This window comes from Corynebacterium gottingense (assembly GCF_002285125.1).
Taxonomy (GTDB): Bacteria; Actinomycetota; Actinomycetes; order Mycobacteriales; family Mycobacteriaceae; genus Corynebacterium; species Corynebacterium gottingense.
In genome coordinates, this window is record NZ_NSGN01000002.1 from 114,128 (window position 1) to 140,359 (window position 26,232).

Here is a 26,232-nt window from a genome sequence, read left to right on the forward strand (position 1 = left end):
TCGACGCGCACGTTCTCCTCGCCAGTGCACGATTGCGAGCGAAGATACGCTTCCTTATCATCGTCGCCGTGCGTTACCCCGATTTCTCAGACTCCCCAACCAGAACGGGCACGGTGATCGTAGTGCTCGTTGGCCTCCTCATACTCGCGGCACCATTCGCCGCCCGCGCCGTGGTGAGCAACCCCGACCCGCAGGCAGAACCGGTTTCCGCAGGCAGTGTCACGCTTGTCGACGCCCACGGCACCCCACTCGTCTGCCCACGTACCGAGAACCGCCCGGCGCAGGACGACACCGGCGTCGGCGGTATGTGGACGTGGAACTGCGCCAATGACGTGAAGGCGAGCGCCCGCGTCGAGCTCTCCCCCGCCGACGGCGAGGCGCCCGCGGCTCTGACACGCTACTTCTGGCAGATGACCAGCGGCGAGGACCTCCGCCCGGACGACATCACCCACCCCGCTCCCCACGTCGCGGTGGGCCAGCGCGGTGACATCGCTGCCGCTTCCGTCCAACGCGGCAACACCACCACCTACTTCAGTGCGAGCGGTGGCGATGGCGTCGACCTCATTTCCCGGCTCGCCGCGGAGGAGGCGATGCGCCAGTGAGTGGCTTCCGCCTCCCCCAGGTCTTCGTCGGGCTGATCTTCACCGCCCTGCTGGCCTACTCCGGCTACAGCTACGTGCAGATCCCGTGGCGCCCCGTGTTCGCCGGGATTTCGGTGGCAATTGTCATCGCGCTGCTGCTCATCGCATGGGTGTTGCTGCGCCGCCACCCCGGCCGCCCGGATTCGCGCTGGTGCCTCCCCGCAGCCGTACTCGCGGGCATGGCGCTCACCGGCCCCATGGGCCCGGTCAACTCCGCCTTCCAGGAGGCTGCGGCGAGCCTGCCGAGCGTGGTCTTCTACGCCATTTCGCCGTTCCCGGAAGAAACGGCGAAGCTGCTGCTGGTGCTTGCCGCCGTGTCGGCGTTCGCGCCGGTGTCCCGCCGGATCGAGGTGGCGGTCGTCGGCATGGCCGTCGGAGCCGGCTTCTTTATCGCAGAAACCATGTCGTTTGCCGCAATCGCCGCCGCGACCGACCTGGAGTCTGATTTCGCCGACGGCACGTTGACCTATGCGGTACGGCTCATCATGTCGCCGTTCGCCCACGCACTGTACACGGGGCTCGCCGCGTGGGGCCTTGGCGCGTTGCTGTGCCGGACCGACCGCTCGCTGTCGTGGAGGCTGCAGCGCGTCGCTGGCTGGTTCCTCCTCGCGGTGTGCGTCCACGGCGCCTTCAACGCGTCGTCAGAGCTCCCCGGGGCCGCGGGACTCATCGCGATGCTGGTCACCGTTGCGGCCAGCTGGTGCTTGCTGGTTTGGTGCTACCGACGCTCACGGGCAGTCGGCGCCGACGCGGCGACTGAGTCCCACACTTCGCGGTAGCTCTCGGCCAGACTGTCCACTGTTTCGTGGGCGTTGAGCCCGCTCGGGTTGCCCACCACCCAGACGGGCACCCCGGCAAGGCGTTCGGGCTGCAGTCCGCGCTTGGCTTTCGGAGCACGGTAGGCGTCGCGAAAAGCCCCGATGCCCACGACCATGACCACGTCAGGCCGATGCCGCGCGACGCACGCGCGTACTTTGTCGCCACCCGCAACGAGCTCCTCGCGTGTCAGTGCTGAGGCTCGCGGCGTCATGCGGTCAACAAAGTTGGTAAAACCGATGCCCATTCCGGCGAGCATGGCGGCGTCTTCATCTGCGAGCCCTCGCTCGGCGTGCACCCGGTACGGCGTGATGCCGGCGCGCTCGAGCGCGGGCCAGAACCGGTTTCCGGGGTGGGCGAACGGGGCGTCAACCTCTTCCGTCAGCCGACCGGGGTTAATCCCCACCACCAGCAGGCGGCAGGGGTCCGGGATCCGATCCCGCATCTAGCCAAACATCGCCTTCGCCGTGGTGTAGCGGTGCTCCGGCACGCTCTTCAGGTGCGCAACCGCGTTCTCCAGCGGGACGAGGTCGATGTCCTCGCCGTGCAGCGCCACGCAGGTGTCAAAGTTGCCCTCGTGCGCCGCGCGCGCCGCGTGGACGCCGTAGCGGGTAGCCAGGACGCGGTCGTACGCGGTGGGCGTACCGCCGCGCTGGATGTGGCCCAACACGGTGGTGCGCACGTCGTAGCCCAGGCGCTTCTTGATCTCGTCAGCGACGATCTGGCCCATGCCGTTGAAGGTGATGTGGCCGAACTCGTCCTCCTCGCCCAGGCTGCCGTCCATGGTGCCTTCCTTCGGGGTGGCGCCCTCTGCGACGACGACAATGCCGTACTTCTCGCCCATCTGGAAGCGGCGCTCCATCGCCTTGCAGATCTCGGCGATGTCAAACGGCTCCTCGGGGATCACGGTGTAGTGCGCGCCGCCGGCCATGCCGGCGTGCAGCGCGATCCAGCCGACGTGGCGGCCCATCACCTCGACGATGAGGATGCGGTTGTGGGATTCTGCGGTGGTGTGCAAGCGGTCGATCGCGTCGGTGGCGACGGAGACGGCGGTGTCGAAGCCGAAGGTGTAGTCGGTTGCCGCGACATCGTTATCAATGGTCTTCGGCACGCCGACGACTGGGATGCCGTTGTCCGCCAGCCACTTCGCGCCCTTGAGGGTGCCCTCGCCGCCGATGGCAATCAGCGCGTCGATCTCCGCGTCGGCCAGGTTTTCCTTGATGGTGTCAATCCCGGCTTTGAACTTGTCCGGGTGCAGGCGGCCGGTGCCCAGGATCGTGCCGCCGCGCAGCAGGATCGAGTCGATGAACGCGTCGTCGTACAGGTCGACGCGGCGATCCTCCATGAGGCCGACCCAACCGTCCTGGTAGCCGACGACGGTCGAGCCGTACTCGGCGCTGGCAGTGCGGACAATTCCACGGATGACGGCGTTCAGCCCTGGGCAGTCGCCGCCGGAAGTTAGTGTCGCAAGTCGCATAACTGCCACCTTAGCGCGTTTGCCAGGAAGCTGGCCGACCGAGTCGGTGGCGTGAGCGTCGAAAAGCGAATTAGCGGTCGCTCTTGAGGAAAAACGAGCTGACCGCACCGATGAGCATCGCCGCGAGCGGGATGAGCACAGCCCAGCGCACCGACACTGCGATGTCGCCGGAGACGAGCACGGCGCCGACGAGCGCTACGCCGAGCACGCTGCCCACCTGGCGCAACGTGTTGTACAGCCCGGAGGCCGCGCCCGAGTCCTCCTCGGGCACCGAGCGCATCGTGGTCGTGGCATTCGGCGCCCACGTGAACGCGCTGCCCACGCCGAAGACCGCGGCGAGCAGCGCGACCCAGAGCGGGTTCGCACCGGTGCGCACGACGGCGTACGTGGCGAGCAGAGCGATGCTCATCGTGCCGAAGCCGAACACGCACAGCACCTTGGGGCGCATCTTGTCCGACAGCACGCCGGCCACCGGCGTGAGCACGAGCGCGACGATAGACATCGGGGCGGTGAGCAGGCCCGCGCGTGCCGACGACACCTCCATGACGGTTTGCAGCCAGTACATCATCGGGATGAACATCGACGCTGCCGTGAAGCCCAGGGCGGCGACCCCGAGGGTGCCCAGGGCGAAGTTGCTGTCGCGGAACAGCCCGACGGGCAGGAACCCGTGGTCGCGCCCGCTCACGCCGCGCCAGATGATGAGCGCGACGCCGCACAGGCCGAGCACGATGGCGACCACGTTGCCGTACTGGATGCCGTAGATGAGCAAACCCAGGCCGGCGAAGGAGAGCGCGACCGACGCCAGGTCTATCTGCGCGGGCGACGACGGCAGCCGCGGCACCCACGCGAACGCCGCGCACAGCGCGACGACGCCCAGGACAGCTTGGGCGATGAATCCGGCGCGCCACCCGCCGGCGTCGATGATCGCGCCACCGACCACCGGGCCGGTGAGCGAGGCGATGGAACCGATGACGCCCCACGCGGCGAACGCGCGGCCGCGCTTGTGCTGCGGGAAGACGCGGTTGATCATCCCGAAAGCCTGCGGGAGGAAAATCGCGGAGCCGACACCCTGGATGGCGCGCACGAGGACGAGCCCCCACAGGTGCGAGGAGCCCGCGGCGATCGCGAGCGCCGCGACGTAGATGCTCAGGCCGGTAAGGAAGACGGGGCGTTGCCCGTACTTGTCACCAAGCCGCCCGGTCACCGGCATGGGCACGACGGTGCACAGCAGGTAGACGCTGGTGAGCCAGACAGCGTCGCCGACCTCGTAGGGCAGCCGCGGGGTGATCACCGGCATAAGGCCTTGGTCCACAAGGATGAGGAAGTAGCCCGCGGCGAGCGCCGCGAGCGTCACCCAGGGGTTGGGGCCAGAGTGGGGTGCCACCGAGCGCCCCGCCGACGTCACAGAAGTTGTCACGAAAGGGGTCCTCTCAGGGTCTCGGGGGTTGGGATGGGCGACGCGTTACTTGTCTGCGTCGCGGCCGTCGCGGCCGGTCTCGTAGGCGGCGCCGACGCGGTAGAGTCGCGCGTCCTCGAACGCCGGGGCGATGAGCTGCAGGCCGACCGGCAGACCCGTGTCGTCCGCCTTGCCGGCAGGCACGGACATGCCCGGCAGGCCGGCGAGGTTGAGCGGCAGGGTGAACAGGTCGAAGTTGTACATGGCCAGCGGGTCGTCGACCTTTTCGCCGAGCTTGAAGGCGGTGGACGGCACGGCGGGGGCCGCGATGACGTCGCAAAGCTCGAATGCTCGGGCGAAGTCCTGCGCGATGAGGGTGCGCACGCGCTGCGCCTGCAGGTAGTAGGCGTCGTAGTAGCCCACCGACAGGGCGTAGGTGCCGAGGATGATGCGGCGCTTGACCTCGGAGCCGAAGCCGGCGCCACGGGAGGCGGCCATGACCTGCTCGGCGGAGTGCTCGCCGTCGTCGCCCTCGCGCAGGCCGTAGCGCATGCCGTCGAAGCGCGCGAGGTTGGAGGACATTTCGGACATCTGGATGATGTAGTAGGCGCCCATCACGTCGTCGAAGTGCGGGCAGTCCACCTCCACGATCTCCGCGCCCTGGGCCTCGAGCTGGGCAAAGGCGGCGTCGATGCGCGCGTTGACCCCGTCCTGGGTGCCGGGGCGCTGGAACTGCTTGACCTTGCCCACCTTGACGCCGGTGAGGTCGCCGCTCGCGCCTTCGCGGGCGGCGTCCGCAAGCGGTGCCACCGGGCGGTCCACGCTGGTCGCGTCGAACTCGTCGTGGCCGCCGATGATCTCGTGCAGCAGCGCGGTGTCCAGCACGTTGTTGGCGCAGGGGCCGACCTGGTCCAGCGAGGACGCGCAGGCTACGACGCCGTAGCGGGAGACGCCGCCGTAGGTTGGCTTCACGCCGACGGTGCCGGTCAGCGACGCCGGCTGGCGGATCGAGCCGCCCGTGTCCGTGCCGATACCCAGCGGTGCCTGGCCCGCCGCGAGCGCCGCCGCAGTGCCGCCGCCGGAGCCGCCCGGCACGCGCTCGGTGTCGTGCGGGTTGCGGGTGACCTTGTAGGCGGAGTTCTCGGTCGAGGAGCCCATGGCGAACTCGTCCAGGTTCGTCTTGCCCAGGATCGGGATGCCGGCCTCGCGCAAGTGCTTCACGACGGTCGCGTCATACGGGCTCATGTAGCCCTCAAGCATCTTCGACGCGGCGGTCGTCGGCGCGTCGGTGGTCACGAGCAGGTCCTTCAGCGCCAGCGGCACGCCGGCGAGCGGGGACGCGGGCTCCTCCCCCGCCTTGACCTGCGCGTCCACGGCGTCGGCCGCGGCGAGCGCCTCGTGCGCGCCCACGTGCAGGAACGCGCCGAGGGTCTCGTCGGTTTCGGCGATGCGGTCCAAGAACGCCTGGGTGACCTCGCGGGAGGTGACCTCGCCGGCCTGGATCATGCGCGCCAGCTCGTGGGCGGGCGTGGCGATGAGGCCGTCGCTGGGCATGGTGAAGCTGGTGTTCTCGCTCATTTACTCGTCTCCCTCCCCGAGGATCTGCGGCACGACGAAGCGGTCGTCTTCCACCTCCGGCGCCTGGTCCAGCGCCTGCGCCTGCGTCAGTGTCTTCTTCTCAACGTCCGGTCGCATGCCCGCCTCGATGGAGTGCGGGTGACTCATCGGCTCAACGCCCTCGGTGTCCACGCTCTGCACCTTCGAGACAGCGTCGACGATCTGGTCGAGCTGTTGCGAAATCTGATCGAGCTCGTCGTCCTGCAGCGCAACGCGGGCGAGCCGGGCGATGCGGGCGACCTCCTCGCGTGAAATCTCAGCCAAAACGGTTCCAATCTTTTCGTGCTTGAGTTATCTAACGTTATCCAACAAGGTCAGTAAACCGCCCCTCATCTTACGTCACGGCATTCGCTTGCTAACGAGCACCGCCCGCGCCACGCTAGCGCCGCGGGTTCAGCGTGACGGGCAGGCTCGCCCACCCGCCGACCGGGAACTGCTCGCGCCGCCCCGCGTCCGCGGCGACCTCGCCCACGGTGAACGCCCGCAGCAGCTCCTCGGTGAGGCACCGCAGCTCCAGCATGGACAGGTACTTGCCCGGGCAGGCGTGGGGGCCGGCTCCCCACACCAGGTTGCTCGGGTGTTCCGGGTCCCGGTTCGCGGCGGTCCAGTGGATCCGCACGCGCTGCCCCTCGTCGAGCTCGACGCCGTCGAGATCCACCGGGCAGGTGGTCACGCGGCGGTTACTCACAAAGGGCGAGTCCCGGCGCAGGATCTCGTCGGCGATCGCGGTGAACTCGCGCTCGGACACTCCGCTGCGCAGACGGTCCTGCAGCGCCGCGTCGTTGCCCAGCGCGTAGAGCAGGACGCCGACGCAGTAGGCCATCGAGCTTAGGTCGCCCGCGGTCCAGTTGCGTAGGACGGAGACCAGCTCGTCGAATTCGAGGTGGCGGCCGATGCTCGTGTCGTTGAGCAACTGCAGGGTCACGCTCGGCTGGCCTGCCGCGTCTGCAGGCTTCGCAGTCTTCGACTCCTTCGCGGCATCGACGGCCTCGTGGATCATGGCGTCGAACGCCTCCGCCACCGCGGCGGTGCGCTCGAGCTGACCCGAGCGGGTGGCGGCGCTGTTCTCCGCGACCCAGTCGACCAGGCGATCCTCCATGCCTGCGGGCCAGCCAAGCCACGCGAGCATGGCGCGCACGGCGTAGCGAGCGCCGATCGTGGCCACCGCGTCCACCTCTCCCCCGTCAGCGTCCAACTGCGCCCCCTGGACGTCGGCGACAACGCTGCGCGCGGCCTCCCGGAACGCCGGGGCGTAGGGGGTGAGTGCGTCGGGGGTGAGGTAGGCGTCGATAAGCGCGCGGAAGCGCTCGTGCTCCTCCCCATCGAGGCCGTTGGGCAGCTGCATGAAGCGCGAGACCGCAGACGAGAAGCGGGCGGGGTCCTCCGCCACGGCGCGGGCCTGGATGTTGCCGAGCACGACGACCTCGTTACCGCTGCGCACGATGCGCTCCCCGCGGCTGAGGTGCGCGTCGCCGTACGAGCGTGGTTCGGTGTTGGCGGTGGGGGCGTCTGGAAGCTCGCGTGCGTGCACGGTGCATGGTCCTTTCTGCGTAAAGATTCGCCAGCCTATCACCGTTTTCACGGTCAGTTGTACGGGCTGACTGATATAACTAGGTGCATGTCTTACCTTATTCGCGTCTCTCTCCCTGATGTCCCGGGCAGCCTTGGCGAGCTGGCCGCGGCGTTCGGCATGGTCGACGCAAATATCCAATCCGTGGACATCGTGGACAGCGTTGCCGCAGGCAAAACGGGGGATTCGGCGAGCGGCCACGTGACCGACGACATTGTCGTCGAGCTCCCCACCGGCACGATGGTGGACACGCTAATTACCGCCGCGGCCTCGGTGGAGGGCGCGGAGGTGGATTCGATCCGCCCGTTCACGGGGCGCGTGGATCGCCGCGGCCAGGTCCAGATGCTGCAGCGCATCGTCGCGGCGTCCGGCGACGAGCAGCGCGCGATGGAGGAACTGGTGGGCGCGATTCCGCGGTCGATGACCTCGTCCTGGGCGGTGGTGCTGCGAGCGACCGACCACGGCCTGGACCGCGTCGCCGCGTCGCAGGCGGCGCCGGAGGACGACGGCTCTCACCCCACAATGCAGGACGTGGACGCCGCGCGCATCCTCCTGCCCGACGCGGATACCTGGGTCCCCGAGTCGTGGTGGCTGTTGGACACCGCCCTGTCCATCACCCGCCTGCCCGGCACCGAGTTGGTCCTGGTGGTCGGCCGCGTCGGCGGGCCGGACTTCTTGGCCTCCGAGGTATCGCAAATCGGCGACCTAGGCAGCATCATCGGGGCGATCCTGAGCTAGTTGGCTTATCGACGCCACCGCCCCCCCCTTTACACCTTTCTAGATTTTTGGAATTCTAGAAGGTATGAAACACGCATGCTCCCGACCTATTGCCGGTGCCATTGGCGCCGTCACCGCCGCCGCGACGGCTGCCCTCCTGCTCACCTTCGGCCCACAGCGCATCAGCCTGGCTACCATGCACACCGGCGACGCGCAGCTCGCGTCCGCGCTCGAGCGCAGCGCCGCCGCCGAGCCGGGGCACCGCGCGCTCTCGGCGCTGGTGTACGACCAGGGCCGAGTCACGTTCGGCGGCCTCGGCGCCGACGAGCACACCGAGTTTGAGATCGGCTCGGTGACCAAAACGTTCAACGCGGAGCTGGTACGGCAGCTATTCCGCGCCAATGAGCTCACCCTTCACACCACCGTCGACGACATCCTCGGCCCCACCGGCGCACCGATCGATTCAGTCACCGTGGAAGAGCTGCTCAACCACACCGCTGGGCTCCCGCCAATGGGCCACCTCGGGCTGCCGGACATCCTGAAAGCCAACGTCACCCAGGGCGGCAACGCGTACCGCACCGACTCCCCCGACGACATCCTTGCCGCCGCCCGGACCATGGAGCTCCACGGCCGCGGCGAATACGCATACTCCAACTACGGGCACGCGCTGCTCGGGCAACTGCTCGCGGTGAAAACTGGCACGCCGTACGAAGAACTTGTGCGAACGCGGATCTTCTTGCCTGCGGGCATGGACGAATCGTTCGTGGCGGGCCCCGGCGGGGTGGATACGCACCTGCTCGGGCGCGGCCTGCGCAGTAACGGGCGCGAGGCGGAGCCCTGGGACATGGACGGCTGGGCGCCGGCGGGCGCAATCCGCTCGACCGCGTCCGACATGGCGCGATTCATCGAGTGGGTCGACGAGCACGGCCGGCCCGACTACGGCTGGGCCACCGCCGATGCATACACCTTCCACAACGGTGGGACCGGTGGGTTTCGCACGATGCTCGTGTGGGACCCGGAAAACCCGCACCGCGCGGTGTTCGTTGCCGGCGACACCGAAGCCTGGGTCGATGACCTAGGCATCAACCTCCTCGACACCACCAAGAAGCTCGCATGATCCCGCTCATCGCATTCGTTATCGCCCTCCTGGCGTGGGAGACGTTCCGCGCCATGCGTCGCCCGCAGCGTAGGGGCTTCGCGCTTGTCAACGCCGCCCTCACCGCCCTCGTAGTGTGGTGGATCGCCACCCCACTTGATTGGAACGCTACGCTCCCCATCTGGCTGTGGTGGGCCCTCGCGGTGTGGGCAGCGGTGCTCGTCGGCTTGAGCGCCGCGCGACTCGCTTTACAGCGTTCCACGGTTTTGGAACGCTAGAACGCATGACATCTGCTGATTTCTCCACCGACGCGCGCCTGGACGCCCTCGAGGCGCGCGTCGCCGCGCTCGAAGCCGCGCGATCCGGCACTCCCCCAGCGCCCACCGCGGTACCGCACGGCACCGACCTTCCCGACCTCCCCGCCGCGTTGCGCGCATTGGAAGGCTGCGACGGCGGCGCGGTCGCGTTCGGCGGCTCGGTCACCACCCGCAGCGGCACCTACGACTACCAGTGGACCCGGCCGACGGAGGCGGTGACCGAGCACGCCTGGCAGGAACAGATCGAGCGCCTGGCCGCGCTCGCCCACCCCGTGCGCGCCGAGATGCTGCGGCACCTGCTTTCCGGCCCCGCGACCCCGGCAGACCTTGTCGCCGCCGAGGTGGTCACCTCAACAGGGACGGCCTACCACCACCTCAACGCACTGCAGGCCGCGGGGTGGGTTGCCAAGGAGGCCGGCGCGTTTGCCATCCGCCCGGCGCGCGTCGTGCCGCTGATGGCAATCATCATTGCCGCGGAGGCACACTAGCGTGACAGCGCGTCCGGCCCTTCCTCCAGCAGGGTCACGAACTGCTCCTCGTTGAGGATCGGGCGGCCCAGGTCGCGGGCTTTTTGTTCCTTGGACCCGGCGTTCTCCCCGACTACGACAAAGTCGGTCTTCTTGGACACCGAGCCGGAGGCCTTGCCGCCGCGGGTGAGGATCGCTTCCTTGGCGGAGTCTCGGCTAAAGCCTTCGAGGGTGCCGGTGACGACGACGGTGAGGCCCTCGAGGGTGTGCGGGGTGGCGTCAGCGTCGTGGTCGTCTTCCATGCGTACCCCGGCTTTCGTCCAGGAGTCCACGATGGCCTGGTGCCAGTCCACGGTGAACCAGTCCTTGAAGGATTCGGCGATGATCTGCCCGACGCCATCGGTTTCGGCAAGGTCGGACAAGGGGGCGTCGAGAAGCGCTTGCATGCTCTTGTAGCGGGCGGCGAGCGCGCGGGCGGCGGTGGGGCCGACGTGGCGGATGGACAGGGCGACGAGCACGCGCCAGAAGTCGACCTGCTTGGCGGTTTCGAGGTTGGCCAGCAGTTTCTTGCCGGCGGCGTTGACCTGGCCGTCCTTGCGCGTGTAGGCGTTGGACTTCTTCAGGTCGTCTTCGGTGAGGTCGAACAGGGCGGCTTCGTCGATGAGCACGCCCGAGGAGATGAGGTCCTGGGCGCCCTTCTCGCCGAGCGCCTCGATGTCGAATGCACCGCGCGAGGCGAGGTACTCCAGGCGTGCCGACAGCTGCGCCGGGCACGAGCGGGTATTCGGGCAGCGCCAATCCGCGTCACCCTCCTTCGCCGGCGCGAGTTTGGTGCCGCATACCGGGCAGTCCTGGGGGTAGACGAACTCGCGCTCTGAACCGTCGCGAAGATCCGCGACGGGCCCGAGCACCTCGGGGATGATCTCGCCGGCCTTGCGCACTACGACCGTGTCGCCGATGAGCACGCCTTTACGCTTGACCTCGTGCTGGTTGTGCAGGGTGGCCATGGACACCGTGGAGCCTGAGACGAAGACCGGCTCGAGGACCGCGTACGGGGTCGCGCGCCCGGTACGGCCGACCGAAACCTGGATGTCTTTGAGCGTGGTGGTGACTTCTTCCGGCGGATACTTGTACGCGATGGCCCAGCGCGGCGCGCGGGAGGTGGAGCCGAGCTGGCGCTGCTGAGCGACGCTATCGACCTTGATCACCAGCCCGTCCATCTCGTGGATGGCGTCGTGGCGGTGGTCCGCCCAGTACTTGACCGCGTCCTGGACGTCCTTGGCGGTCTTGGCCGGCTTGGTGTACTCGGAGACCGGCAGGCCCCACTCGGCGAGCTTGAGGTAGGCGTCGTGCTGGGTCTCCGGTGCGAAGCCCTCGCGCGCGCCGATGCCGTGGCAGATCATGCGCAGCTTGCGCTTCTTCACGTCTGCCGGGTTCTTCTGGCGCAAGCCACCGGCCGCCGTGTTGCGCGGGTTGGCAAAGGGCTTGCCGCCCTCCTTGATGCGCTGCTCGTTGAGCTCCGGGAAGTCCTCGGGGCGGATGAACACCTCGCCGCGGACCTCCAGCAGCGCGGGGGCGTCGCCGGCAAGCTCGTGCGGGATGTCTTCGATGACGCGGGCGTTGGCGGTGATGTCCTCTCCGACCGTGCCGTCGCCGCGGGTGGCGGCGCGCTCGAGGACGCCGTCGCGGTAGACCAGGTCGATGGAGAGCCCATCGATCTTCAGCTCGGTGAGATACGGGCCGGGGGTCTTGTCCAGCCACTCAGCGAGCTCTTCGGCCGAGAACACGTTGTCCAGGCTGTACATGCGCTCCAGGTGCGTCACGTCCGCGAACGCGGAGGAGGCGGACGTGGGCGCGCCGACCTCCTTGGTCGGCGAGTCCGGCACGGCAAGCTCGGGGTGCTCCTTTTCGAGCTCCTGCAGCCGACGGAACAGGGCGTCGAACTCCGCATCGGAGATGACGGGCTGCCCGTTGTAGTACAGGTCGCGGTGGTGACGGACCTCGTCCGCCATCTCACTCCACGTGCGCTGCAGGTCCTCGAGGCGCTCGGGCGACGGTACGTCTGGCTCAGGTGTAGTCATGCCGTTGGATTCTAGTTGCCCGCGGCGCCGACCGGGGTGCGCCGACTCTGTAGCGTGCTGGCTACTCCTGGAAGAGCGCATACACGCGCGAGGTAATGCTTGGGGCGCCCTTGATGTTCGCCGGGCCGACCACGATCACGGCACCGGTGGCGGGCACCTGCGCGAGGTTGTCCAGCACCTCGATCTGGTAGATGTCCTGCTCCAGCACGTACAGCTCGCCGTAGAGGAAGCCGCTTTCCGCGGCCGCGACACCGGGGTCGGTGTCCAGGGTTTCGTGGCCGATGGCTGCGACGCGGCGATCGTCGATAAGCACATGCAGCGCCTCGAGCGACCAGCCGGGGGTGTGCTGCACCCCGTCCTCGTCCAGGTTCACAAACGCGTCTGGGTCCTCCCAACGTGTGGACCAGCCGCTGGAGAAGGCGACGAAGCTGCCGGGCTCGATCGTGCCGTGCTCGGCCTCGAATGCGACGATGTCGTCGGCGGTCACGGCGTAGTCCGGGTCGGCCGCCACCTTGTCCTCCAGGTGCAGCACGTTGAGCGGCAGAATCAGCTCATCGACGCCGATGCCGGAGACGAGCCGCTTGCCCGCTGCGAAGTGGCCGGGCGCGTCGACGTGGGTGCCGTAGGGCGTAGCGAAGGTGTACTCCTTGGCCCAGAAGCGGTCCTTTTCGATCGTGCGGACGTCGCGCTCCTGCATCGGCTCGAATGCCGCGAAGCGCGGGATGTCGGGGTGGACCTCGTGGGTGAGGTCGACGCGCTTCGCGCCGAGGATCTGCTGCTGCCAGTCGGTGAGTCGTGCCACGGTGGGCCGCCTTTCGTCGGGGTGGATCGGGGTGATGCGAGTCAACTATTCGCCACTAGACAGCTCGGTTCAATACTTCCATTCACGGCAACGACTCCCGCGCGTTCGAACGGAAACCCATCCCGTGTTGGGGGCGCGGATACAATGACGGGCATGGCTTCCGCACCCGCCGCTTTTGACGCGTCCCGCATGCTCTCCTTCGACCTCGAAACCACCTCCGTAAACCCGCTCGAGGCTCGCATTGTCACCTCAGCCCTCGTGCGTATCGACGGCCGCGAGGTCACCGCCAACGAGACCCTCGCTGACCCCGGCGTGGAGATCCCAGAGGCCGCGGCAGCGGTCCACGGCATCAGCACCGAGAAGGCGCGCGCCGAGGGCCGCGACCACGACGAGGTCCTGCGCGAGACCGTCGACGCCATCAAGCAGGGCTGGGAGGACGGGCTCACGCTCATCGTCTTCAACGCCCCCTACGACTTAAGCGTGTTGCGCGCGCTGACCGGCGACTTCACCGTGACCGGCCCGGTGTTTGACCCGCTGCTCATCGACAGGGCGCGCGACCGCTACCGCAAGGGCAAGCGCAACCTGGGCGCGCTGTGCGAGCACTACGGGGTGCGCCTGGACAACGCCCACGAGGCGACTTCGGACGCGATGGCGGCCGCGCGCATCGCGTGGAAACAGGTGCGCAAGGTCTGGCCCGAGCTCGCGGAGATGGACACCGACGAGCTCATGGAGTACCAGGCGGTAGAAAACTACCGCATCCAGACCGACCTGAAGAAGTGGCTGGAGTCGCGTGGGCGCGACGCGTCCAACGTGAACATGGGCTGGCCGATGGTGGGCTAAACCTCCGTGAGCTCCGCGCGCAGCTTGTCGACGAACTCACGCAACCCTTCGTCATCAGACCCCAGGGCGTGCTCCTCCCCGTTCTTCGTCCGGACAATCATGTCGCCGTCAGTCAGGTCCACAGACTCGATGTTTTCTGCCAGCAAACCCGAGAACACAACGAACCACAGCACACCGAGGGCGGTACCCAAAATAAGGTCGTCCATCATCAGGCCGAAGACGACGAAGAACATCGTGCCAAAGGTGACGCCCGTCGCGTAGTCGGCGGTTTTCTTGCTCCAGTGCAGTGGCTCGCTCATACCTCCATACTCAGCTCTTCGGCCATCTCGCGGGCCGCGCGATAGTTCGCGGCGGTGCCCACCAACGTCGCCGCGGGTTCGGCGTATACGTCGACGCGGGTCTGCGCCGGGTCGATCTGCAGATCATCCAAGACACGGTAGAGCTCGCGCGGTGCCATGGTCGGAATCGCGATGCGAGTACCCTGGTCCAGTAGCTTGGCCAGCGCGTCCTTGTCACAGGTGCGCGGGTCGACGGTGATCCACGGGGTGGCGTCGACAAGCTTTGGTGTGTGCAGTAGGTGCTCCCCGAATCGCTGCAAGGTTTCCTGCGGCTCAGGGATGGCCCGGATCGTCTCGTAGTCCGTGGTGCCGCGAAGCGTACCGGCGGTGACCTCGGGCAGCAGCGGCTCGTCGAGCTGTAGTACCACGTCGCCGAAGCGGGCTGCGACATCGTGGCGGTGCTCGCCGCACGCTTCAATCAGCGCATCCGTGAGGTCACGCAGCGCCCCGGCGTCGGTGATCATGCGGTGACCATTGGGCATCTCCACCTCAGCGGCGAGCGTAAACGGCCCGACCAGCTGCACCTTGACGGTGTCAACCTTGCCGTGCCAGGCCTCCTCGAGCATGTCGAGATCGCGGGCCATGCGGTCGGCATCACCGCGCTCGCGGGCGGCGACGCGCCAACCGCGCGGACCGCGACCAATCGGGATCTCCAACAGCGCGGCCGTGCGACCGATCGCGTCCGAGCCCACGCCGCGCTCCGGCAGCTGCGGGATGTGTGGCAGCGGCGACTCGGAAAGTACGACGTCGGCGGCTTGCATGAGATCCGCGCCGGGCAAGGGCCCAAGCCCAAAAGCAGTTGCACTCACGGCACCGATGATACGGACGTGCGGGTATGCTCTGTGCATGGCACTCGAACAATTCACGGGCTGGACCTTCATCTCCCCCTGCCCTGTCCCCAGCGACATTCAGGACATCCTCGCCCACGGCGAACAGGCGATCCAGGCGTTCAAAACAATCCGCGACGCGGCCGTGTTTACCAACAAACGCCTGATTATCCGCGACGCGCAGGGCATGACAGGCAAGAAGGTCGAGATGTATTCCATCCCCTTCAAAGCGGTGACCATGTGGTCGACCGAAAACGCCGGCAGGATGCTCGACTGGAACGCAGAGCTTGAGCTGTGGACCAACGTCGGCCAGTTCAAGATCAACCTGGGCAAGGAGATCGATATCCGTGGCATCGACCGCTTGATCGCCTCCTGCGTGTTCGGCGCGTCCTAGGCCGTAGCGCAGATCGTGCCCGAGCCGAGCACCACATCGCCCAGCCCGTCCGGGTCAGGCAGGTAGAGCACCGCGGCCTGGCCGCGCGCCACGCCCTCGAGCGGGGTGTGCAGGTCAAGGGTCATTGAGTCGTCACCGATGCGCGCGGTGCACTTGACGACGCCACCGTGCGCCCGAATCTGCACATTCGCCTCAAACTCGCCCTCCATGGCCGGGTGAAGCACCTTGAGCCGGTCCGCGGTGATCTGGTTGATCTTCAGCGCCTCGCGCGGTCCCACCGTCACGGTGCCGGTCTCGGCGTCCACGTCGGTGACGTAGCGCGGCTTGCCGTCGGCGGCGGGCACGCGCAGGTTCAGCCCGCGACGCTGGCCGATCGTGTACTGGAACGCGCCGTCGTGCTCCTTGAGCTCGGTGCCGTCCTGGTCCTTGATCAGGCCGGGACGCATGCCGATGGAGCGTCCGAGGAACGCCTGCGTGTTGCCGTCTGGGATGAAGCAGATGTCGTAGGAATCCGGCTTGTTCGCCGTGGAGAACCCGTAGGCCGCGGCCTCCTCGCGGATCTGCGGCTTTTCCGTATCGCCCACTGGGAACAGGCAGCGGTCCAGCTCGTCGCGGGTGAGCACGCCCAGGACGTAGGACTGGTCCTTCTTGGGATCAGCGCTGCGTCGCAAATTGCCCTCCGCATCCACGATGGCGTAGTGGCCGGTGGCCACCGCGTCGAAGCCGAGAGTGACCGCGCGCTCGAGCAGCGCCGCGAACTTGATCTTCTCGTTGCAGCGCAGGCAGGGGTTGGGGGTCTCGCCGTGCTCGTAGGACCAGACGAAGTTGTCAATCACGTCCTCTTTGAAACGGTCCGAGAAATCCCACACGTAAAACGGGATGCCCAGCTTGTCGCACACCCGGCGCGCGTCCGCGGAATCCTCGAGCGAGCAGCAGCCGCGGGCTGACTCACGGGTCTGCTGCGCGTCCTTGGACAGCGCGAGGTGGACGCCGATGACGTCGTGGCCCTGTTCAACCAGGCGCGCAGCCGCCACCGAGCTGTCCACGCCCCCGCTCATCGCTGCTAATACTCGCATGTGGCGGAAGTGTACCCGTCAACAGGAGCCGGGGAAAACCCGTCGGCGCTGGGCTCTCAACAGGCCGGAGGGTCATACCGTGGCATGACGATTCAGGTGCGCGGGTTGGCTAGGTTGAGGGTATGCCACGCACAACTCCCCCGTCGCCGATTCGTGTGCGAGACGTCGGCAATTCCCTTGTGCTTGCGGCGTGTGCTGCGCTCGGTGTCGTCAGTGCCTCGCAACCCGTCTGGGCAACCGCCATGCTCGTCGTGTGGACGGCCGCTGCGCCATTCACGCGGTGGCGGTGGCCGATCACGACGGCGCTCTCCGCGTGTGCGCTGTTGGGCATCCGCGCCTGCAGCACGGAGCTCACCATCGCCGAAATCGTCGTCGCGGTCTTCACCGCGTACATCGCCCGCCGCAACCTGCGCCCTGTGCTTCGCGACGTCGCCGCCGCAGCGCTGGTCGTGGGCGATCTCCTCGCGCTCTCCCTGGTGTCGCCCGTGCTGCGGAGCATGCCTCTCGACGAGCGCCTCCCCTACCTGGCGTGGAGCGCCACGCTCCTCGTCGCAGCTGGGCTTTTCGGCGAGCTCCGCAGGCGCGCGGAGGAGACCGCGGCCCGCGAACTGGAGCAGGCGCTACAGCAGCAACGGATAGCACTCGAGCACGCCATGTCGGAGGAGCGCGCCTTCCTCGCCCGCGAGATCCACGACGTGGTCACCCACTCGCTGGCCGTGATGGTCGCGCAGGCCGACGGCGGACGATATTGCGGGGACGGCGACTCCGCGCTCGCGGCCAAGGACGAGGCGCTACGCACGATCGGCGAGGTCGGCCGGGAGTCGCTCACCCAGATGCGCGAGGTAGTCACGTTACTACGCGCGCCAGAAACGCGGCCGGTCGCACCGTCACCCCATTCACTTGACCTGGACGAGCTGGTGCGCACGAGCCGACTCGGCGGCCTGGCCGTGGACTACACGGAGGCCGGCACCCCGCCTGAGCAACTGCCGCTGGCCACGGCGATCGCGACCCGGCGCATGGTCCAGGAGGCGCTTACGAATGCGCTCAAGCACGGCGACGGCCGGGCATCGCTCGACGTGACGTGGCAGGACGAGCTGGTGGTGATCGATGTGGTCAACATCATCGCAGCCCCGCCGTCCGGCCCCTCGGACGGTCACGGTTTGCGGGGGATGCGCGAGCGGGCTTCGCTTATCGACGCCACCGTGCACACCGGCCCCGCGCACTCCAACACCGGAGCGCAGCAGTGGGTGACTGAACTGCGCGTACCCTACACTGCCCCTCACCCGAAGGAGCAGGCATGAGCACAATTCACGTCGGCATCGTCGACGACCAGGCGCTCTTCCTCCACGGAATTCGCCGCGTTATCGATTCCCAACCGGACATGTCGGTGCAGTGGCTTGCCGCCAACGGCGCCGAGGCCCTCGAGCAGCGCGAGGCACACCCCGTCGACCTGATACTTATGGACGTGCAGATGCCGGTCCTCGACGGCATCGCCGCCACCGCCGAGGTCGCCCGCCGGTTCCCAGCGACGAAGGTGGTCATATTGACCACGTTCGACGACGAAGACTACGTGGTCAACGCGCTTTCCGCCGGCGCGAGTGGCTTCCTACTCAAGGACGCACAGCCGGAAATGCTGCTCGACGCCATCCGCACCGTGGCCGCCGGCGACGCCGTCATCTCCCCGCGAGCCACCAAACGCATCCTCGCGCGATTCTCCAAGCGCCCATCTCCTGCCGAGCACCACGACACCCCGCCGCTCTCGGACGGGGATCGCGTGGCGCTCGAGGAGCTCACTGCCCGCGAGCGCGAGGTCCTCGTTGCTATCGGCCGCGGCTGGTCGAATGCGGAGATTGCCGAGCACATGTTCATTTCCATGCCGACGGTGAAGACCCACGTCGGCCGGATTCTGTCCAAGACGCAGTCGCGCGACCGCGTGCACGCGGCGCTGTTTGCCTACCGCACCGGCCTGGTCAGTCGCGCCGATCTGCTCGCTCCCTAAGGTGCGCTCATCCCCGGGTATGACGCGAAAAATGGTACCCCGCTCCGATGTTTTCGCAGCTCCGCGCGGCAAGAGTGGAAGCCATGGACACACCAATCATTTCAACGAAGGGTCTGACTAAGACCTACGGGAAACACGCAGTCGTCGATAAGCTCGATCTCGAAGTGCCCAAGGGTGCGGTACATGGCCTGCTGGGGCCGAACGGCTCGGGCAAGTCGACCACGATGAAGATGCTGCTCGGACTGACCACCCCGACCTCTGGCGAGATCACCGTATTGGGCCGGCCGATGACGCGCGGGACCCGCGGCGAGGTACTCACCGGTATTGGTTCGCTCATCGAGTCGCCTGCCGCGTACCCGCACCTCACCGGCGCCGAGAACATGCGCATTGTCACCCGCCTGTTTAAGGCCGATCCCGCAAACGCGCAACGCGCGGTACGACTCGTACGTCTCGAACAGCACATGGACAAGCAGGTCAAGCACTATTCGCTCGGGATGAAGCAGCGCCTCGGGATCGCCATCGCGCTTGTGCGCGACCCGCAGCTGCTCATTCTGGACGAGCCCACCAACGGCCTCGACCCAGCCGGCATCGAGGAGATCCGCGAGCTCATCATCAGCCTCGCACGCGACGAGGGCCGCACCGTCTTAGTCTCGAGCCACCTCCTCTCCGAGATTGAAAAGATGGCCACCAGCCTGAGCATCATCAACCAGGGCAAGCTCGTCTTTCAGGGCTCGCAGCAGCAGCTTTTCGACGCCCACCTCCCCGACCTCTTCATCCAAACCCCAGCAGGCGACGTCGCCGCGGAGGTCCTGCGGGCATCGCGCCCCCGCACCGTGCCCGGCGGAGTGGAGCTCACCGGGCTCGCCGACGACGACGTCGCCGCCGCGTGCGCACAGCTTGTCAGCCACGGCGTGCCGATCCACCAGGTCGTGCGCAAGCGTCGCAGCCTGGAAGAGATCTTCATCGGCATGACTGGGCGAGAGGGGCTCAGCGCATGAGCGTCGAATTGTTAAAACTGCGCCGCACGCATGTCCTCCTTCTGGGCGGGGCGCTCTCGCTCGGCATCGTACTGATCGCGTGCATGAACATCTTTGCCGGCGACCAGATCGAGCAATTCGCCTCCGACCCGCACGACTCCTGGGCCAGCCACCTCATCGGTGTCGCGATCGCGCTCGCGTTCCTTACGCCCCTGCAGGCCGCGATCATTGCCAGCCGCACCGTGGATAACGAGCACGCCAACGGCGGGTGGCTGCTCAACGCTGTGGCCGGCATCCGGCAGGGCACGCTTTTGCGCCGCAAGCTTCGCGTTGTCGCACCGCTGATGGTCGCGCTGAAACTTGTGGAGGTCGGCGCAAGCGCCGCCTTGCCCGCTGCCATGGGAGCGCCGCTCCCCGCGGGCTCGGTCGCATCCGCGTGGGTGGCGTACGGCGCCGCCGCTGTGGTGACCGGCCTTGCCATCACGGGCATCATGCTCGTCCTCGCCGCCGTGACGGATTCCCAGATCGGCGTACTCACCTTGGGGGTGGTGGGCGGTTTCCTCGGGATCGCCTCGCTGTTCTCCCCAGCCTGGCTCGCCGCGATCAACCCGTTCGGCTCCTTCGCGGTGGTGCTTCCCTACACCTTTGCAGACGACGGCATCGCGCTCACCCAGCCCCATTGGGTGTTGTGGGGCGCCTACGTCATCTGTCTCGCCGCCGCCTTCGCCGTGGCGACCCGGTACCTCAATAGGAAGGAAATTTAGCCATGGACCTGCTTGTCAATGATCTTGCTAAGCTCCGCCGCACCCACATCGCAGCGGTCCTGTGCGGCGTGCCGCTGATCGCGGTCGCGTTTGGTGCAGCCAACTATTCGGCAAACTCCGGAACGCTCAGCGCGGGGTGGCAAAGCTACTGGTCACAGGCCACCCTGTTCTACGGCATGCTGTTCATGGTGGTGGGCATTGCCATCATCGCGGCAGCGGCCTGGCGTGTCGAGCACCGCGGCAGGAACTGGCACACACTGCTTACCTCCTCCCGGTCTGCGGGCACCATCGCCGCCGCGAAGCTGGGGGCGATAGCCACCCTCACGCTGGCCATGCAGCTCATCTTCATCGTGTGCAGCCTTGTCGGCGGGTGGATGAGCGGGCTCAGCGGCATGCCGCCGTGGGCGCTGCCCGCGTCGTCGCTCATTGCGGTGCTCCCGGCGGTGGCGGTCGCGGCGTGGCAAAGCTTTTTGTCCATGGTCATCCGCAACTTTGCTATGCCGATCGCGCTCGGCGCGGTCACGGGCGTCATTTCCTTCGGGTCGATCGCTGCCAGGGCACACGCGATGCAGTTCGTGCTCCCGCCCGTCGGATTGTCCAAGGCGCTGTGGATGGGCAGCTCTGCGGTCGCGGACGCCAACGCACTCGACCCGAAAACGGTCGCCAGCATCACCCTCACAGCCGCGGTACTCGCCGTGGCAGGGTGGCTCGCGTCAACGATGTACCTGCGCCGCGTCGACGTGAACGCTTAAGTCCCCGGGGCTGCCGGGTACCCTGCCAGGCATGGCTGCGAAACAGGAGACGTACCAGATCGACACCGGCGAGGCCGAGGTCCACCACGAGCCTGACGGGTCGATGGTGCTGCTGGTCAACGGGGTCCCCAGCTCGCACATCGTCCCCGGCGAGCCGCAGCGCCTGGATTTTGAGTACATGCGCTGGATCGCGGACTTCCTGGACTCGGTCCAGCGCAGCGGCGGGAGCGACCAGGCCCGCTGGCCCAAGCCTCGCCTGACGCATTTGGGCGGCGCGGCCTGCTCGCTGCCGCGGTACTTCGCGGATGCGTGGCCGGGTTCGCGCAACACCGTCGTGGAAATCGACGGCAGGCTCGCCGAGCTCGCGCGCGAGCTGTTCGACGTCCCCCGCGCCCCGGCCGTGAAGATCCGGGTGGGCGATGCGCGCGATGTCACCGACTCGTTCAAGCCAGCGACCCGGGACGTCATCATCCGCGACGTGTTCGCCAACGCCGTGACTCCGCGGGAGCTGACGACGGTGGAGTTTTATGGGAGCGTGTGGGCGTCGATAAGCGAAACCGGCGTCTACGTGGCCAACTGTGGCTCGCGCGCGGATCTCAAGGAGGCTAAGGAGGAGCTGGCCGGTATGTGTGAGGTGTTCCCGCACGTTGCGGCGATCGCGGACCCGCCGATGCTCAAGGGGCGGCGCTACGGCAATATCGTGCTCATCGGCGCCAACACCCCCATCGAGGCGAGCCCGCAACTCACGCGCAACCTGCTCAAGGGCGCGGTGCCGGCGCAGTTCAAGGGCGAGCAGTGGGCACGGAGCTTAGCGACGACTCCGCGCCACGACCCCGAGCCGACACCTCCTGCCGGCGAGTGAGGAACTCCCGGGGCTACTTGGTGGCGTTATCCAACAGGATGAGCAGGTCGCCGACCTGGTAGTCGCCGATCATCATGCTGCGCAGGTCATCGACCGGCAGCTCGCCGTTGGCGGCGAGCTTGGCCACCAGGTCGGCGATGTTGCGCGCGTCCTCGTCGTCGAAGCCTGCCTGGTCGGCGGCCTCGGCGAGCCCGGCGATGCCGAGGGCACCGCCCGCCAGCGCGAGGATCGCGACGACCAGCGCGGTGTTGTCCTGCTCCAGGACCTGCAGCTCGCCGGAGTCGGGTGCCTGGAACTGCTCGAGTAGGCCGCCGGCTGCGTCCAGGTTGCCGGCTGCAAAGGCGTTGTACTGGGCGTCAGTGCCGTTGAACAGGTTCATGTCCACCGGGGTGTTGATGCCGGCAACGCGGCCGGCATCGGAGCGCTGCCAGAAGCTCAGCGTGCGCCAGCCACCAACCGGGGCCGGGGGCTGGTTCTGGTACGCGGCCAGCCAGAGCGGGTAGCTGGTGAACGCGTTGGTGTTGTTCATGTGCTCGTACCAGAAGTAGCGGTAGGTGTACACGATGGGCTTGCGGCCGGTGCGCGCTTCAACCTCGCCCAGGAAGAGCTGGGTCCAGGCTGCGAGCTGGACTGGGCCGAGCCCCTCGTCGACCTCCAGGTCCAGGACCGGCGGCAGGTCGGTCTTGGGGCCCGCGTTGATGACGTCGGCGAAGTAGCGGGCCTGCGCCAGCGCGTCCTCGGCGGGGCGCGCGTAGTGGTAAGCGCCGGCCTGCATGCCCGCGTCCGCGGCGGCCTGAGCGTCCTGGTCGTAGAAGTCGTTCTTGAATCCGACGCCCTCGGTGGCCTTGATGAAGGCGAACTTCTGACCGCCCGGGCCAGAAACGGTCTTCCAATCAATTGGGCCGCCGCCCGGGTGCTGGTGGCCGGCAACGTCGACGCCGGAGATCAAGCCGGGTAGCGACTGCGCGTCCGCGGTCTTCTGACCGATCGGGCTCACGACGAGCAGGGTGAACACCATCGCGGCGGAGACCACCGCGGCAATGAGGGCTTTGGGGTGGCTGAGCAGGGCGTGCGGGCGCGAGGCGCGCGCGGGGGAAAGCGTCCAGGATGCGTGCATACCCGGCACTCTAGCGCACTCAATTCACAACTTTCACACGAGACACACCATTGGAGGCGGAAAGTTTGGGAGCACAAGGAGCGCTGATAAGCGCCCAGCCCTAGAGCGAGCCGGCCGCGCGGGCGCGCTCGATGACCCCGGCGATATGGGCCACGAAGGTGTCGACGTCCTCCTCGGTGGTGGTTCGCCCCAGCGTGAGGCGCAGCGCGCCCATGCCATCGCGAGCGTCCACCCCCATCGCCTCGAGCACGTGCGAGACGCGGTGCACGCCCGCCGAGCAGGCCGAGCCCGCTGAGGCCTCGACACCGAGCGAGTCGAGCAGCATGAGCATGGACTCCGCCTCCGCGCCCGGGAAGAGCAGGTGTGCGTGGCCGGCCAGGCGGGGTTCGGTCGCGGTCACCTTCGTCCCCGGGACCGCGGCGACGACACGCTCGATGAGCTGGTCGCGCAGGCCCGCGATCCGTGCGTTCTCCGCCTCGCGCTCGTCCAGCGCTTCGCGCAAGGCAGCCGCCGTCGCCGCCGCAGCAGCGACGTCGACGGTGCCGGGGCGCAGCCCTCGCTCCTGGCCGCCGCCGAGCACCACCGGCAGAGGGACCGGGGAACGCTTGGCCAGCAGGATGCCGGAGCCGCGGGGTCCGCCGAACTTGTGCGCGCTGGCGGCCAGTGTCGTCGCACCGGACGCGTGGAAGTCCACCTCGACCTTGCCCACCGCCTGCACCGCGTCGACGTGCAACGGCGTGCCGGCGGCGTTCGCACGCTCGGCGGCCTCACGGACCGGCTGGATCGCGCCAGTCTCGTTGTTCGCCCACATGAGCGTCGCCACCGCGGCGGGATCATCGAGCGCCGAAAGTTCGCGGACGTGGCCACCCCGGTCTGGCTCCAGCCACGCCACCTCCGCCCCTTCGGTCTGTGCCAGAGACTTGACCGTCTCCAGGACCGCGGAGTGCTCGATCGTGCTCGCGACGACCCGGCGCGGCGCCCCCTGCTTCGTCCGGGCACGGTAAAGGCCGCGCACCGCGATATTGTCCGCCTCGGTGCCGGAACCGGTGAACACCACTTCGACCGGGTCCGCACCAAGCAGCTCAGCGATGTCCTCGCGTGCCTGCGCGAGAACAGCGTTTGCCGCGCGGCCGGAGCCGTACTGCCCGCCTGGGTTGACGGCGTGTGCGTGTTCCACCCAGGCGTCGATAGCCACTTGCCGCATGGGGGTTGTTGCTGCGTGATCCAGATACACCATGCCGCTCATCGTAGCCGCCTCCTACGGTGCCGGGCGGTGCTCCCTCGCGTCGCAGATATAGGCGAGTGCGTCGTCGCCAACCCGGGCCACAATCACCGCCCGCTGGTGTGCGCCCTTCAGCTTGAGCTTCTTGCGCAGCGCATCGGGATCCACGCCCACGCCGCGCACGAGGATCTCAACCGACCCGGCGTCGTGGGCGCGGAGGGCCGCCTTCAGCGTCTTCAGCTGCACCACCTCGCGCAGGCGGAACCCGCTGTACCCCGGCGGCACGTCCCGACCGGTCAGAAACGCGATGTGCGGATCGAGCATCCAGAGTCCGTGGCGGCGTGCCCACTCCTGCACCAGCCCGGCGCGGATGACGGCGCCGTCGGGTTCGACGATCCACTCCCCCGGCCCTTCGGCGCGATGATCCCCCTCGCCCACGACGTCGCCCGCGCCGCGCACCACGTCCACGAACCCGTCGGCGCGGAGCACGACCGCCTCGCGCCCGGCGCCAATGCCGGGCGTGTAGAGGCAGGTTTCCTTCACCCCGCCGTCGAGCGAGACGACACTGACCAGACCGTCCCACTCCGAGTAATCAATGCCCGGCGCGCACTTGATTGCCAGCTCCGAACTCCGGCAGGCGTCCACGAGCGCAGGCAGGGGCGGCTCGAGGTCGGCGGGGTCTGTGATGCGACGCCCGTTCTTGCGCCGCGCCGGGTCCGCAACAACCACGCCCCTTGCCACCGGCGCGGACACCGGGTGCAGCGCGTCGGCGCGGACGAGCCAGGCGTCGCGGCCGAGGTTGTAGCGCGCCATGCGCAGCCGCGTCGCGTCCAGGTCGGAGCCCAGCCAGGTGAGCCCCGCGTCCAGCATGTGTGGGGCCTCGGAACCCACCGAGCACGTCACGTCGTGCACGAGCGTCGCGCCCGCGCCGGCGAGCGTGCGCGCGCGGTACGCGGCCACGAGCGCCGGAGTCGCCTGCTGCGCGGCGTCGGAGTCGGTGAGCCACCAGCCGGGGAACTTCCCGTCCGCCTGCCGCTGCGCGGCGATGAGCGCGGACACGGCGCGGGCGTGCTCCCCAAACTCCGCGTCTAGCCGCGCCCGGTCCGCAAACACGCTCGCCTTCGTCAGCGCGATCTCCGGGGCGAGCGCCTCGATCCGCGCGGCGTGTTCCGCCAGGTAGGCGACCTCACTCGGGCTGAATGCCATAGCGGCCTCCGATCCGGTCCTTGGGTTTGAACGTGAAAAACTCGGTAAAGCGTTCGTCGTCCACCGGGTCGCCGATCACCGGCGTGATGGTCGCGTGCTTCGCCGCGGCCAAGACCTCGTCGACGGTGCCGTACTGCTCGATCAGCCGCAGCTGCGCCCAGGTCGCGGGGGCGAAGCGGACCAGCCCGTGGCGCCAGCCCTCCAACAGAAGGGAAGGCGGGAACCAGTTCGCGTCGTCCGCTTCCCCCGTGTTGCCGTCCGGTTCCTGTCCCGTCGGGTTGGCCGCGATGAAGCTGAACGTGTCGAACCAGTCGCCGCGAGCGGATTGGCCCACCCAGCGCGCGAACGGTTTGAGCAGGTCGGCGCACACGTTGAGGTCGTTGTCGCGCAGCACATCCGTCAGCGAGATTTCGTGCGACTCCAGTTGGAGACGCTGGTGGTGGAACGGGCGGGCGTCGGCAAGCAGCTGCCCCTCCTCGTCGACGGCGAGCAACGTGCCGGATTCTTCGAAGAGCTCGCGCACCGCCGCGAACACCAGCGCGTGTGCCTTGTACTTGGTCACGCCGAGCTGGCGGGCCATGGAGATCGCGCTGCGGCCGAGCCACAGGTCGCCGTCGTTCCACGAGCGGCCCGGAAAGTCGCGGCTGTCCACCCCGCCGCCGGGAAACACCGTCACCCCGGGGTAGTTTTTCATGCTCAGCACGCGTTCCTGCATCCAGACTTCCAGCCCGGCGGCGGTGTCGCGCAGCAGGATCACAGTGGCGGACATGCGCGCACCATGGAACCCGCTGACCTCGGTGACGTCGATCTCGTCGCCGCGGTCGGCGGAGAACGCCCCCACGCTGCGCTGCATGCCTCGAC

The 26,232-nt window shown here is 67.9% G+C and carries 29 protein-coding genes; 14 read left to right on the top strand and 15 right to left on the bottom strand.

The features are described from left to right. Positions 1-122: 122 nt before the first annotated feature. Both CKJ82_RS02670 and CKJ82_RS02675 read left to right on the top strand, forming a co-directional pair. A complete protein-coding gene (locus CKJ82_RS02670; protein ID WP_095536921.1) occupies positions 123-602 on the top strand; it encodes a hypothetical protein in 480 nt (159 codons plus the stop codon). Beyond that, positions 599-1,420: a PrsW family intramembrane metalloprotease gene (locus tag CKJ82_RS02675; RefSeq protein WP_095536922.1), complete on the top strand. Its 822-nt coding sequence runs from the start codon at positions 599-601 to the stop codon at positions 1,418-1,420. The genes CKJ82_RS02670 and CKJ82_RS02675 overlap by 4 nt, the downstream gene beginning before the upstream one ends. Here the strand turns inward: CKJ82_RS02675 and CKJ82_RS02680 are convergent. The 6 genes from CKJ82_RS02680 to CKJ82_RS02705 all read right to left on the bottom strand — a co-directional run bounded on the left by CKJ82_RS02680 (position 1,360) and on the right by CKJ82_RS02705 (position 7,478). Further along, positions 1,360-1,902 carry a mismatch-specific DNA-glycosylase gene (locus CKJ82_RS02680; protein WP_095535029.1) on the bottom strand — a complete coding sequence of 181 codons (543 nt, stop codon included), beginning with the start codon at positions 1,900-1,902 and terminating at the stop codon, positions 1,360-1,362. The two genes, CKJ82_RS02675 and CKJ82_RS02680, sit on opposite strands and share 61 nt — an antisense overlap. Beyond that, positions 1,903-2,934, bottom strand: a complete 1,032-nt coding sequence (locus CKJ82_RS02685; RefSeq protein WP_095276080.1) for a 6-phosphofructokinase — start codon at positions 2,932-2,934, stop codon at positions 1,903-1,905. A 70-nt stretch (positions 2,935-3,004) separates the two neighbouring features. Further along, positions 3,005-4,351, bottom strand: a complete 1,347-nt coding sequence (locus CKJ82_RS02690) for an MFS transporter (RefSeq protein ID WP_240510649.1) — start codon at positions 4,349-4,351, stop codon at positions 3,005-3,007. Between the two features lie 45 nt (positions 4,352-4,396). Then, entirely contained in the window at positions 4,397-5,908 is a 1,512-nt protein-coding gene (gene gatA / locus CKJ82_RS02695; RefSeq protein WP_095536923.1) for an Asp-tRNA(Asn)/Glu-tRNA(Gln) amidotransferase subunit GatA, read from the bottom strand. Beyond that, complete coding sequence (gatC, locus tag CKJ82_RS02700) at positions 5,909-6,211, bottom strand: Asp-tRNA(Asn)/Glu-tRNA(Gln) amidotransferase subunit GatC (RefSeq protein WP_095276076.1); 303 nt, start codon at positions 6,209-6,211, stop codon at positions 5,909-5,911. 115 nt (positions 6,212-6,326) lie between these two features. After that, positions 6,327-7,478 (bottom strand): cytochrome P450 family protein, encoded by a 1,152-nt coding sequence (locus CKJ82_RS02705; RefSeq protein WP_095536924.1) that lies wholly within the window; start codon positions 7,476-7,478, stop codon positions 6,327-6,329. 87 nt (positions 7,479-7,565) lie between these two features. Between CKJ82_RS02705 and CKJ82_RS02710 the strand changes: the two genes are divergently transcribed. The 4 genes from CKJ82_RS02710 to CKJ82_RS02725 all read left to right on the top strand — a co-directional run bounded on the left by CKJ82_RS02710 (position 7,566) and on the right by CKJ82_RS02725 (position 10,135). Continuing rightward, a complete protein-coding gene (locus CKJ82_RS02710) occupies positions 7,566-8,255 on the top strand; it encodes an ACT domain-containing protein (RefSeq protein WP_095536925.1) in 690 nt (229 codons plus the stop codon). Positions 8,256-8,319: 64 nt separating this feature from the next. Beyond that, on the top strand, positions 8,320-9,351 hold the full coding sequence (locus tag CKJ82_RS02715; RefSeq protein WP_095536926.1) for a serine hydrolase domain-containing protein: 1,032 nt from the start codon (positions 8,320-8,322) through the stop codon (positions 9,349-9,351). Then, a complete protein-coding gene (locus CKJ82_RS02720) occupies positions 9,348-9,608 on the top strand; it encodes a hypothetical protein (RefSeq protein ID WP_095536927.1) in 261 nt (86 codons plus the stop codon). Before CKJ82_RS02715 ends, CKJ82_RS02720 begins: the two co-directional genes overlap by 4 nt. A 5-nt stretch (positions 9,609-9,613) precedes the next feature. Beyond that, complete coding sequence (locus CKJ82_RS02725) at positions 9,614-10,135, top strand: ArsR/SmtB family transcription factor (protein ID WP_095536928.1); 522 nt, start codon at positions 9,614-9,616, stop codon at positions 10,133-10,135. On the opposite strand, the gene ligA is transcribed toward CKJ82_RS02725, so the two are convergent. Next, positions 10,132-12,195, bottom strand: coding sequence for an NAD-dependent DNA ligase LigA (gene ligA / locus CKJ82_RS02730; protein ID WP_095536929.1), 2,064 nt, complete (start codon positions 12,193-12,195; stop codon positions 10,132-10,134). The genes CKJ82_RS02725 and ligA overlap by 4 nt on opposite strands. A 61-nt stretch (positions 12,196-12,256) precedes the next feature. Further along, on the bottom strand, positions 12,257-12,997 hold the full coding sequence (locus tag CKJ82_RS02735) for a cyclase family protein (protein WP_095537055.1): 741 nt from the start codon (positions 12,995-12,997) through the stop codon (positions 12,257-12,259). Between the two features lie 144 nt (positions 12,998-13,141). On the opposite strand from CKJ82_RS02735, the gene CKJ82_RS02740 reads away from it, so the two are divergent. Beyond that, positions 13,142-13,837 carry a 3'-5' exonuclease gene (locus CKJ82_RS02740; protein WP_198947114.1) on the top strand — a complete coding sequence of 232 codons (696 nt, stop codon included), beginning with the start codon at positions 13,142-13,144 and terminating at the stop codon, positions 13,835-13,837. On the opposite strand, the gene CKJ82_RS02745 is transcribed toward CKJ82_RS02740, so the two are convergent. Beyond that, positions 13,834-14,136: a hypothetical protein gene (locus CKJ82_RS02745; protein ID WP_095536930.1), complete on the bottom strand. Its 303-nt coding sequence runs from the start codon at positions 14,134-14,136 to the stop codon at positions 13,834-13,836. The genes CKJ82_RS02740 and CKJ82_RS02745 overlap by 4 nt on opposite strands. Next, entirely contained in the window at positions 14,133-14,984 is an 852-nt protein-coding gene (locus CKJ82_RS02750; protein WP_240510650.1) for a uroporphyrinogen decarboxylase/cobalamine-independent methonine synthase family protein, read from the bottom strand. Before CKJ82_RS02750 ends, CKJ82_RS02745 begins: the two co-directional genes overlap by 4 nt. Before the next feature lie 37 nt (positions 14,985-15,021). Here CKJ82_RS02750 and CKJ82_RS02755 point away from each other — a divergent pair, with 37 nt between their 5' ends. After that, positions 15,022-15,396 (top strand): PH domain-containing protein, encoded by a 375-nt coding sequence (locus tag CKJ82_RS02755; protein ID WP_095276057.1) that lies wholly within the window; start codon positions 15,022-15,024, stop codon positions 15,394-15,396. Here CKJ82_RS02755 and mnmA read toward each other — a convergent pair. Further along, entirely contained in the window at positions 15,393-16,472 is a 1,080-nt protein-coding gene (gene mnmA / locus CKJ82_RS02760) for a tRNA 2-thiouridine(34) synthase MnmA (protein WP_095536932.1), read from the bottom strand. The genes CKJ82_RS02755 and mnmA overlap by 4 nt on opposite strands. A gap of 122 nt (positions 16,473-16,594) precedes the next feature. On the opposite strand from mnmA, the gene CKJ82_RS02765 reads away from it, so the two are divergent. The 6 genes from CKJ82_RS02765 to CKJ82_RS02790 all read left to right on the top strand — a co-directional run bounded on the left by CKJ82_RS02765 (position 16,595) and on the right by CKJ82_RS02790 (position 21,826). Then, a complete protein-coding gene (locus tag CKJ82_RS02765) occupies positions 16,595-17,773 on the top strand; it encodes a sensor histidine kinase (protein ID WP_095536933.1) in 1,179 nt (392 codons plus the stop codon). After that, on the top strand, positions 17,770-18,471 hold the full coding sequence (locus tag CKJ82_RS02770) for a response regulator (protein WP_205691351.1): 702 nt from the start codon (positions 17,770-17,772) through the stop codon (positions 18,469-18,471). Before CKJ82_RS02765 ends, CKJ82_RS02770 begins: the two co-directional genes overlap by 4 nt. Before the next feature lie 83 nt (positions 18,472-18,554). After that, positions 18,555-19,469 (top strand): ABC transporter ATP-binding protein, encoded by a 915-nt coding sequence (locus tag CKJ82_RS02775; protein WP_095537058.1) that lies wholly within the window; start codon positions 18,555-18,557, stop codon positions 19,467-19,469. Continuing rightward, positions 19,466-20,212, top strand: coding sequence for an ABC transporter permease (locus CKJ82_RS02780; protein WP_095536934.1), 747 nt, complete (start codon positions 19,466-19,468; stop codon positions 20,210-20,212). Before CKJ82_RS02775 ends, CKJ82_RS02780 begins: the two co-directional genes overlap by 4 nt. 2 nt (positions 20,213-20,214) lie before the next feature. Beyond that, positions 20,215-20,964: an ABC transporter permease gene (locus tag CKJ82_RS02785; protein WP_095536935.1), complete on the top strand. Its 750-nt coding sequence runs from the start codon at positions 20,215-20,217 to the stop codon at positions 20,962-20,964. A 31-nt stretch (positions 20,965-20,995) separates the two neighbouring features. Then, positions 20,996-21,826, top strand: a complete 831-nt coding sequence (locus CKJ82_RS02790) for a spermidine synthase (RefSeq protein WP_095536936.1) — start codon at positions 20,996-20,998, stop codon at positions 21,824-21,826. A gap of 13 nt (positions 21,827-21,839) precedes the next feature. Here the strand turns inward: CKJ82_RS02790 and CKJ82_RS02795 are convergent, their stop codons facing one another. The 4 genes from CKJ82_RS02795 to CKJ82_RS02810 form a co-directional block, all read right to left on the bottom strand. Further along, positions 21,840-22,943 carry a glycoside hydrolase family 25 protein gene (locus tag CKJ82_RS02795; RefSeq protein WP_095536937.1) on the bottom strand — a complete coding sequence of 368 codons (1,104 nt, stop codon included), beginning with the start codon at positions 22,941-22,943 and terminating at the stop codon, positions 21,840-21,842. Between the two features lie 100 nt (positions 22,944-23,043). Beyond that, positions 23,044-24,180, bottom strand: coding sequence for a cysteine desulfurase family protein (locus CKJ82_RS02800; RefSeq protein ID WP_095537059.1), 1,137 nt, complete (start codon positions 24,178-24,180; stop codon positions 23,044-23,046). A gap of 21 nt (positions 24,181-24,201) precedes the next feature. Next, on the bottom strand, positions 24,202-25,371 hold the full coding sequence (locus tag CKJ82_RS02805) for a THUMP-like domain-containing protein (protein ID WP_095536938.1): 1,170 nt from the start codon (positions 25,369-25,371) through the stop codon (positions 24,202-24,204). Beyond that, the gene (locus CKJ82_RS02810) at positions 25,352-26,224 is read right to left on the bottom strand and encodes an NUDIX hydrolase (RefSeq protein ID WP_095536939.1); all 873 of its coding nucleotides are present in this window, start codon (positions 26,222-26,224) and stop codon (positions 25,352-25,354) included. The genes CKJ82_RS02805 and CKJ82_RS02810 overlap by 20 nt, the downstream gene beginning before the upstream one ends. Positions 26,225-26,232: the final 8 nt, after the last annotated feature.

Bases quoted from the DNA above. Each gene is read 5' to 3' on its own strand.
- CKJ82_RS02755 (WP_095276057.1), top strand. From the start codon at position 15,022: ATGGCACTCGAACAATTCACGGGCTGGACCTTCATCTCCCCCTGCCCT.
- mnmA (WP_095536932.1), bottom strand. From the start codon at position 16,472: ATGCGAGTATTAGCAGCGATGAGCGGGGGCGTGGACAGCTCGGTGGCG.
- CKJ82_RS02685 (WP_095276080.1), bottom strand. From the start codon at position 2,934: ATGCGACTTGCGACACTAACTTCCGGCGGCGACTGCCCAGGGCTGAAC.
- CKJ82_RS02810 (WP_095536939.1), bottom strand. From the start codon at position 26,224: ATGCAGCGCAGCGTGGGGGCGTTCTCCGCCGACCGCGGCGACGAGATC.
- CKJ82_RS02770 (WP_205691351.1), top strand. From the start codon at position 17,770: ATGAGCACAATTCACGTCGGCATCGTCGACGACCAGGCGCTCTTCCTC.
- CKJ82_RS02805 (WP_095536938.1), bottom strand. From the start codon at position 25,371: ATGGCATTCAGCCCGAGTGAGGTCGCCTACCTGGCGGAACACGCCGCG.
- CKJ82_RS02800 (WP_095537059.1), bottom strand. From the start codon at position 24,180: ATGGTGTATCTGGATCACGCAGCAACAACCCCCATGCGGCAAGTGGCT.
- CKJ82_RS02720 (WP_095536927.1), top strand. From the start codon at position 9,348: ATGATCCCGCTCATCGCATTCGTTATCGCCCTCCTGGCGTGGGAGACG.
- CKJ82_RS02790 (WP_095536936.1), top strand. From the start codon at position 20,996: ATGGCTGCGAAACAGGAGACGTACCAGATCGACACCGGCGAGGCCGAG.
- CKJ82_RS02780 (WP_095536934.1), top strand. From the start codon at position 19,466: ATGAGCGTCGAATTGTTAAAACTGCGCCGCACGCATGTCCTCCTTCTG.
- ligA (WP_095536929.1), bottom strand. From the start codon at position 12,195: ATGACTACACCTGAGCCAGACGTACCGTCGCCCGAGCGCCTCGAGGAC.
- CKJ82_RS02715 (WP_095536926.1), top strand. From the start codon at position 8,320: ATGAAACACGCATGCTCCCGACCTATTGCCGGTGCCATTGGCGCCGTC.
- CKJ82_RS02765 (WP_095536933.1), top strand. From the start codon at position 16,595: ATGCCACGCACAACTCCCCCGTCGCCGATTCGTGTGCGAGACGTCGGC.
- CKJ82_RS02725 (WP_095536928.1), top strand. From the start codon at position 9,614: ATGACATCTGCTGATTTCTCCACCGACGCGCGCCTGGACGCCCTCGAG.
- CKJ82_RS02785 (WP_095536935.1), top strand. From the start codon at position 20,215: ATGGACCTGCTTGTCAATGATCTTGCTAAGCTCCGCCGCACCCACATC.
- CKJ82_RS02680 (WP_095535029.1), bottom strand. From the start codon at position 1,902: ATGCGGGATCGGATCCCGGACCCCTGCCGCCTGCTGGTGGTGGGGATT.
- CKJ82_RS02745 (WP_095536930.1), bottom strand. From the start codon at position 14,136: ATGAGCGAGCCACTGCACTGGAGCAAGAAAACCGCCGACTACGCGACG.
- CKJ82_RS02740 (WP_198947114.1), top strand. From the start codon at position 13,142: ATGACGGGCATGGCTTCCGCACCCGCCGCTTTTGACGCGTCCCGCATG.
- gatA (WP_095536923.1), bottom strand. From the start codon at position 5,908: ATGAGCGAGAACACCAGCTTCACCATGCCCAGCGACGGCCTCATCGCC.
- CKJ82_RS02795 (WP_095536937.1), bottom strand. From the start codon at position 22,943: ATGCACGCATCCTGGACGCTTTCCCCCGCGCGCGCCTCGCGCCCGCAC.
- CKJ82_RS02775 (WP_095537058.1), top strand. From the start codon at position 18,555: ATGGACACACCAATCATTTCAACGAAGGGTCTGACTAAGACCTACGGG.
- CKJ82_RS02710 (WP_095536925.1), top strand. From the start codon at position 7,566: ATGTCTTACCTTATTCGCGTCTCTCTCCCTGATGTCCCGGGCAGCCTT.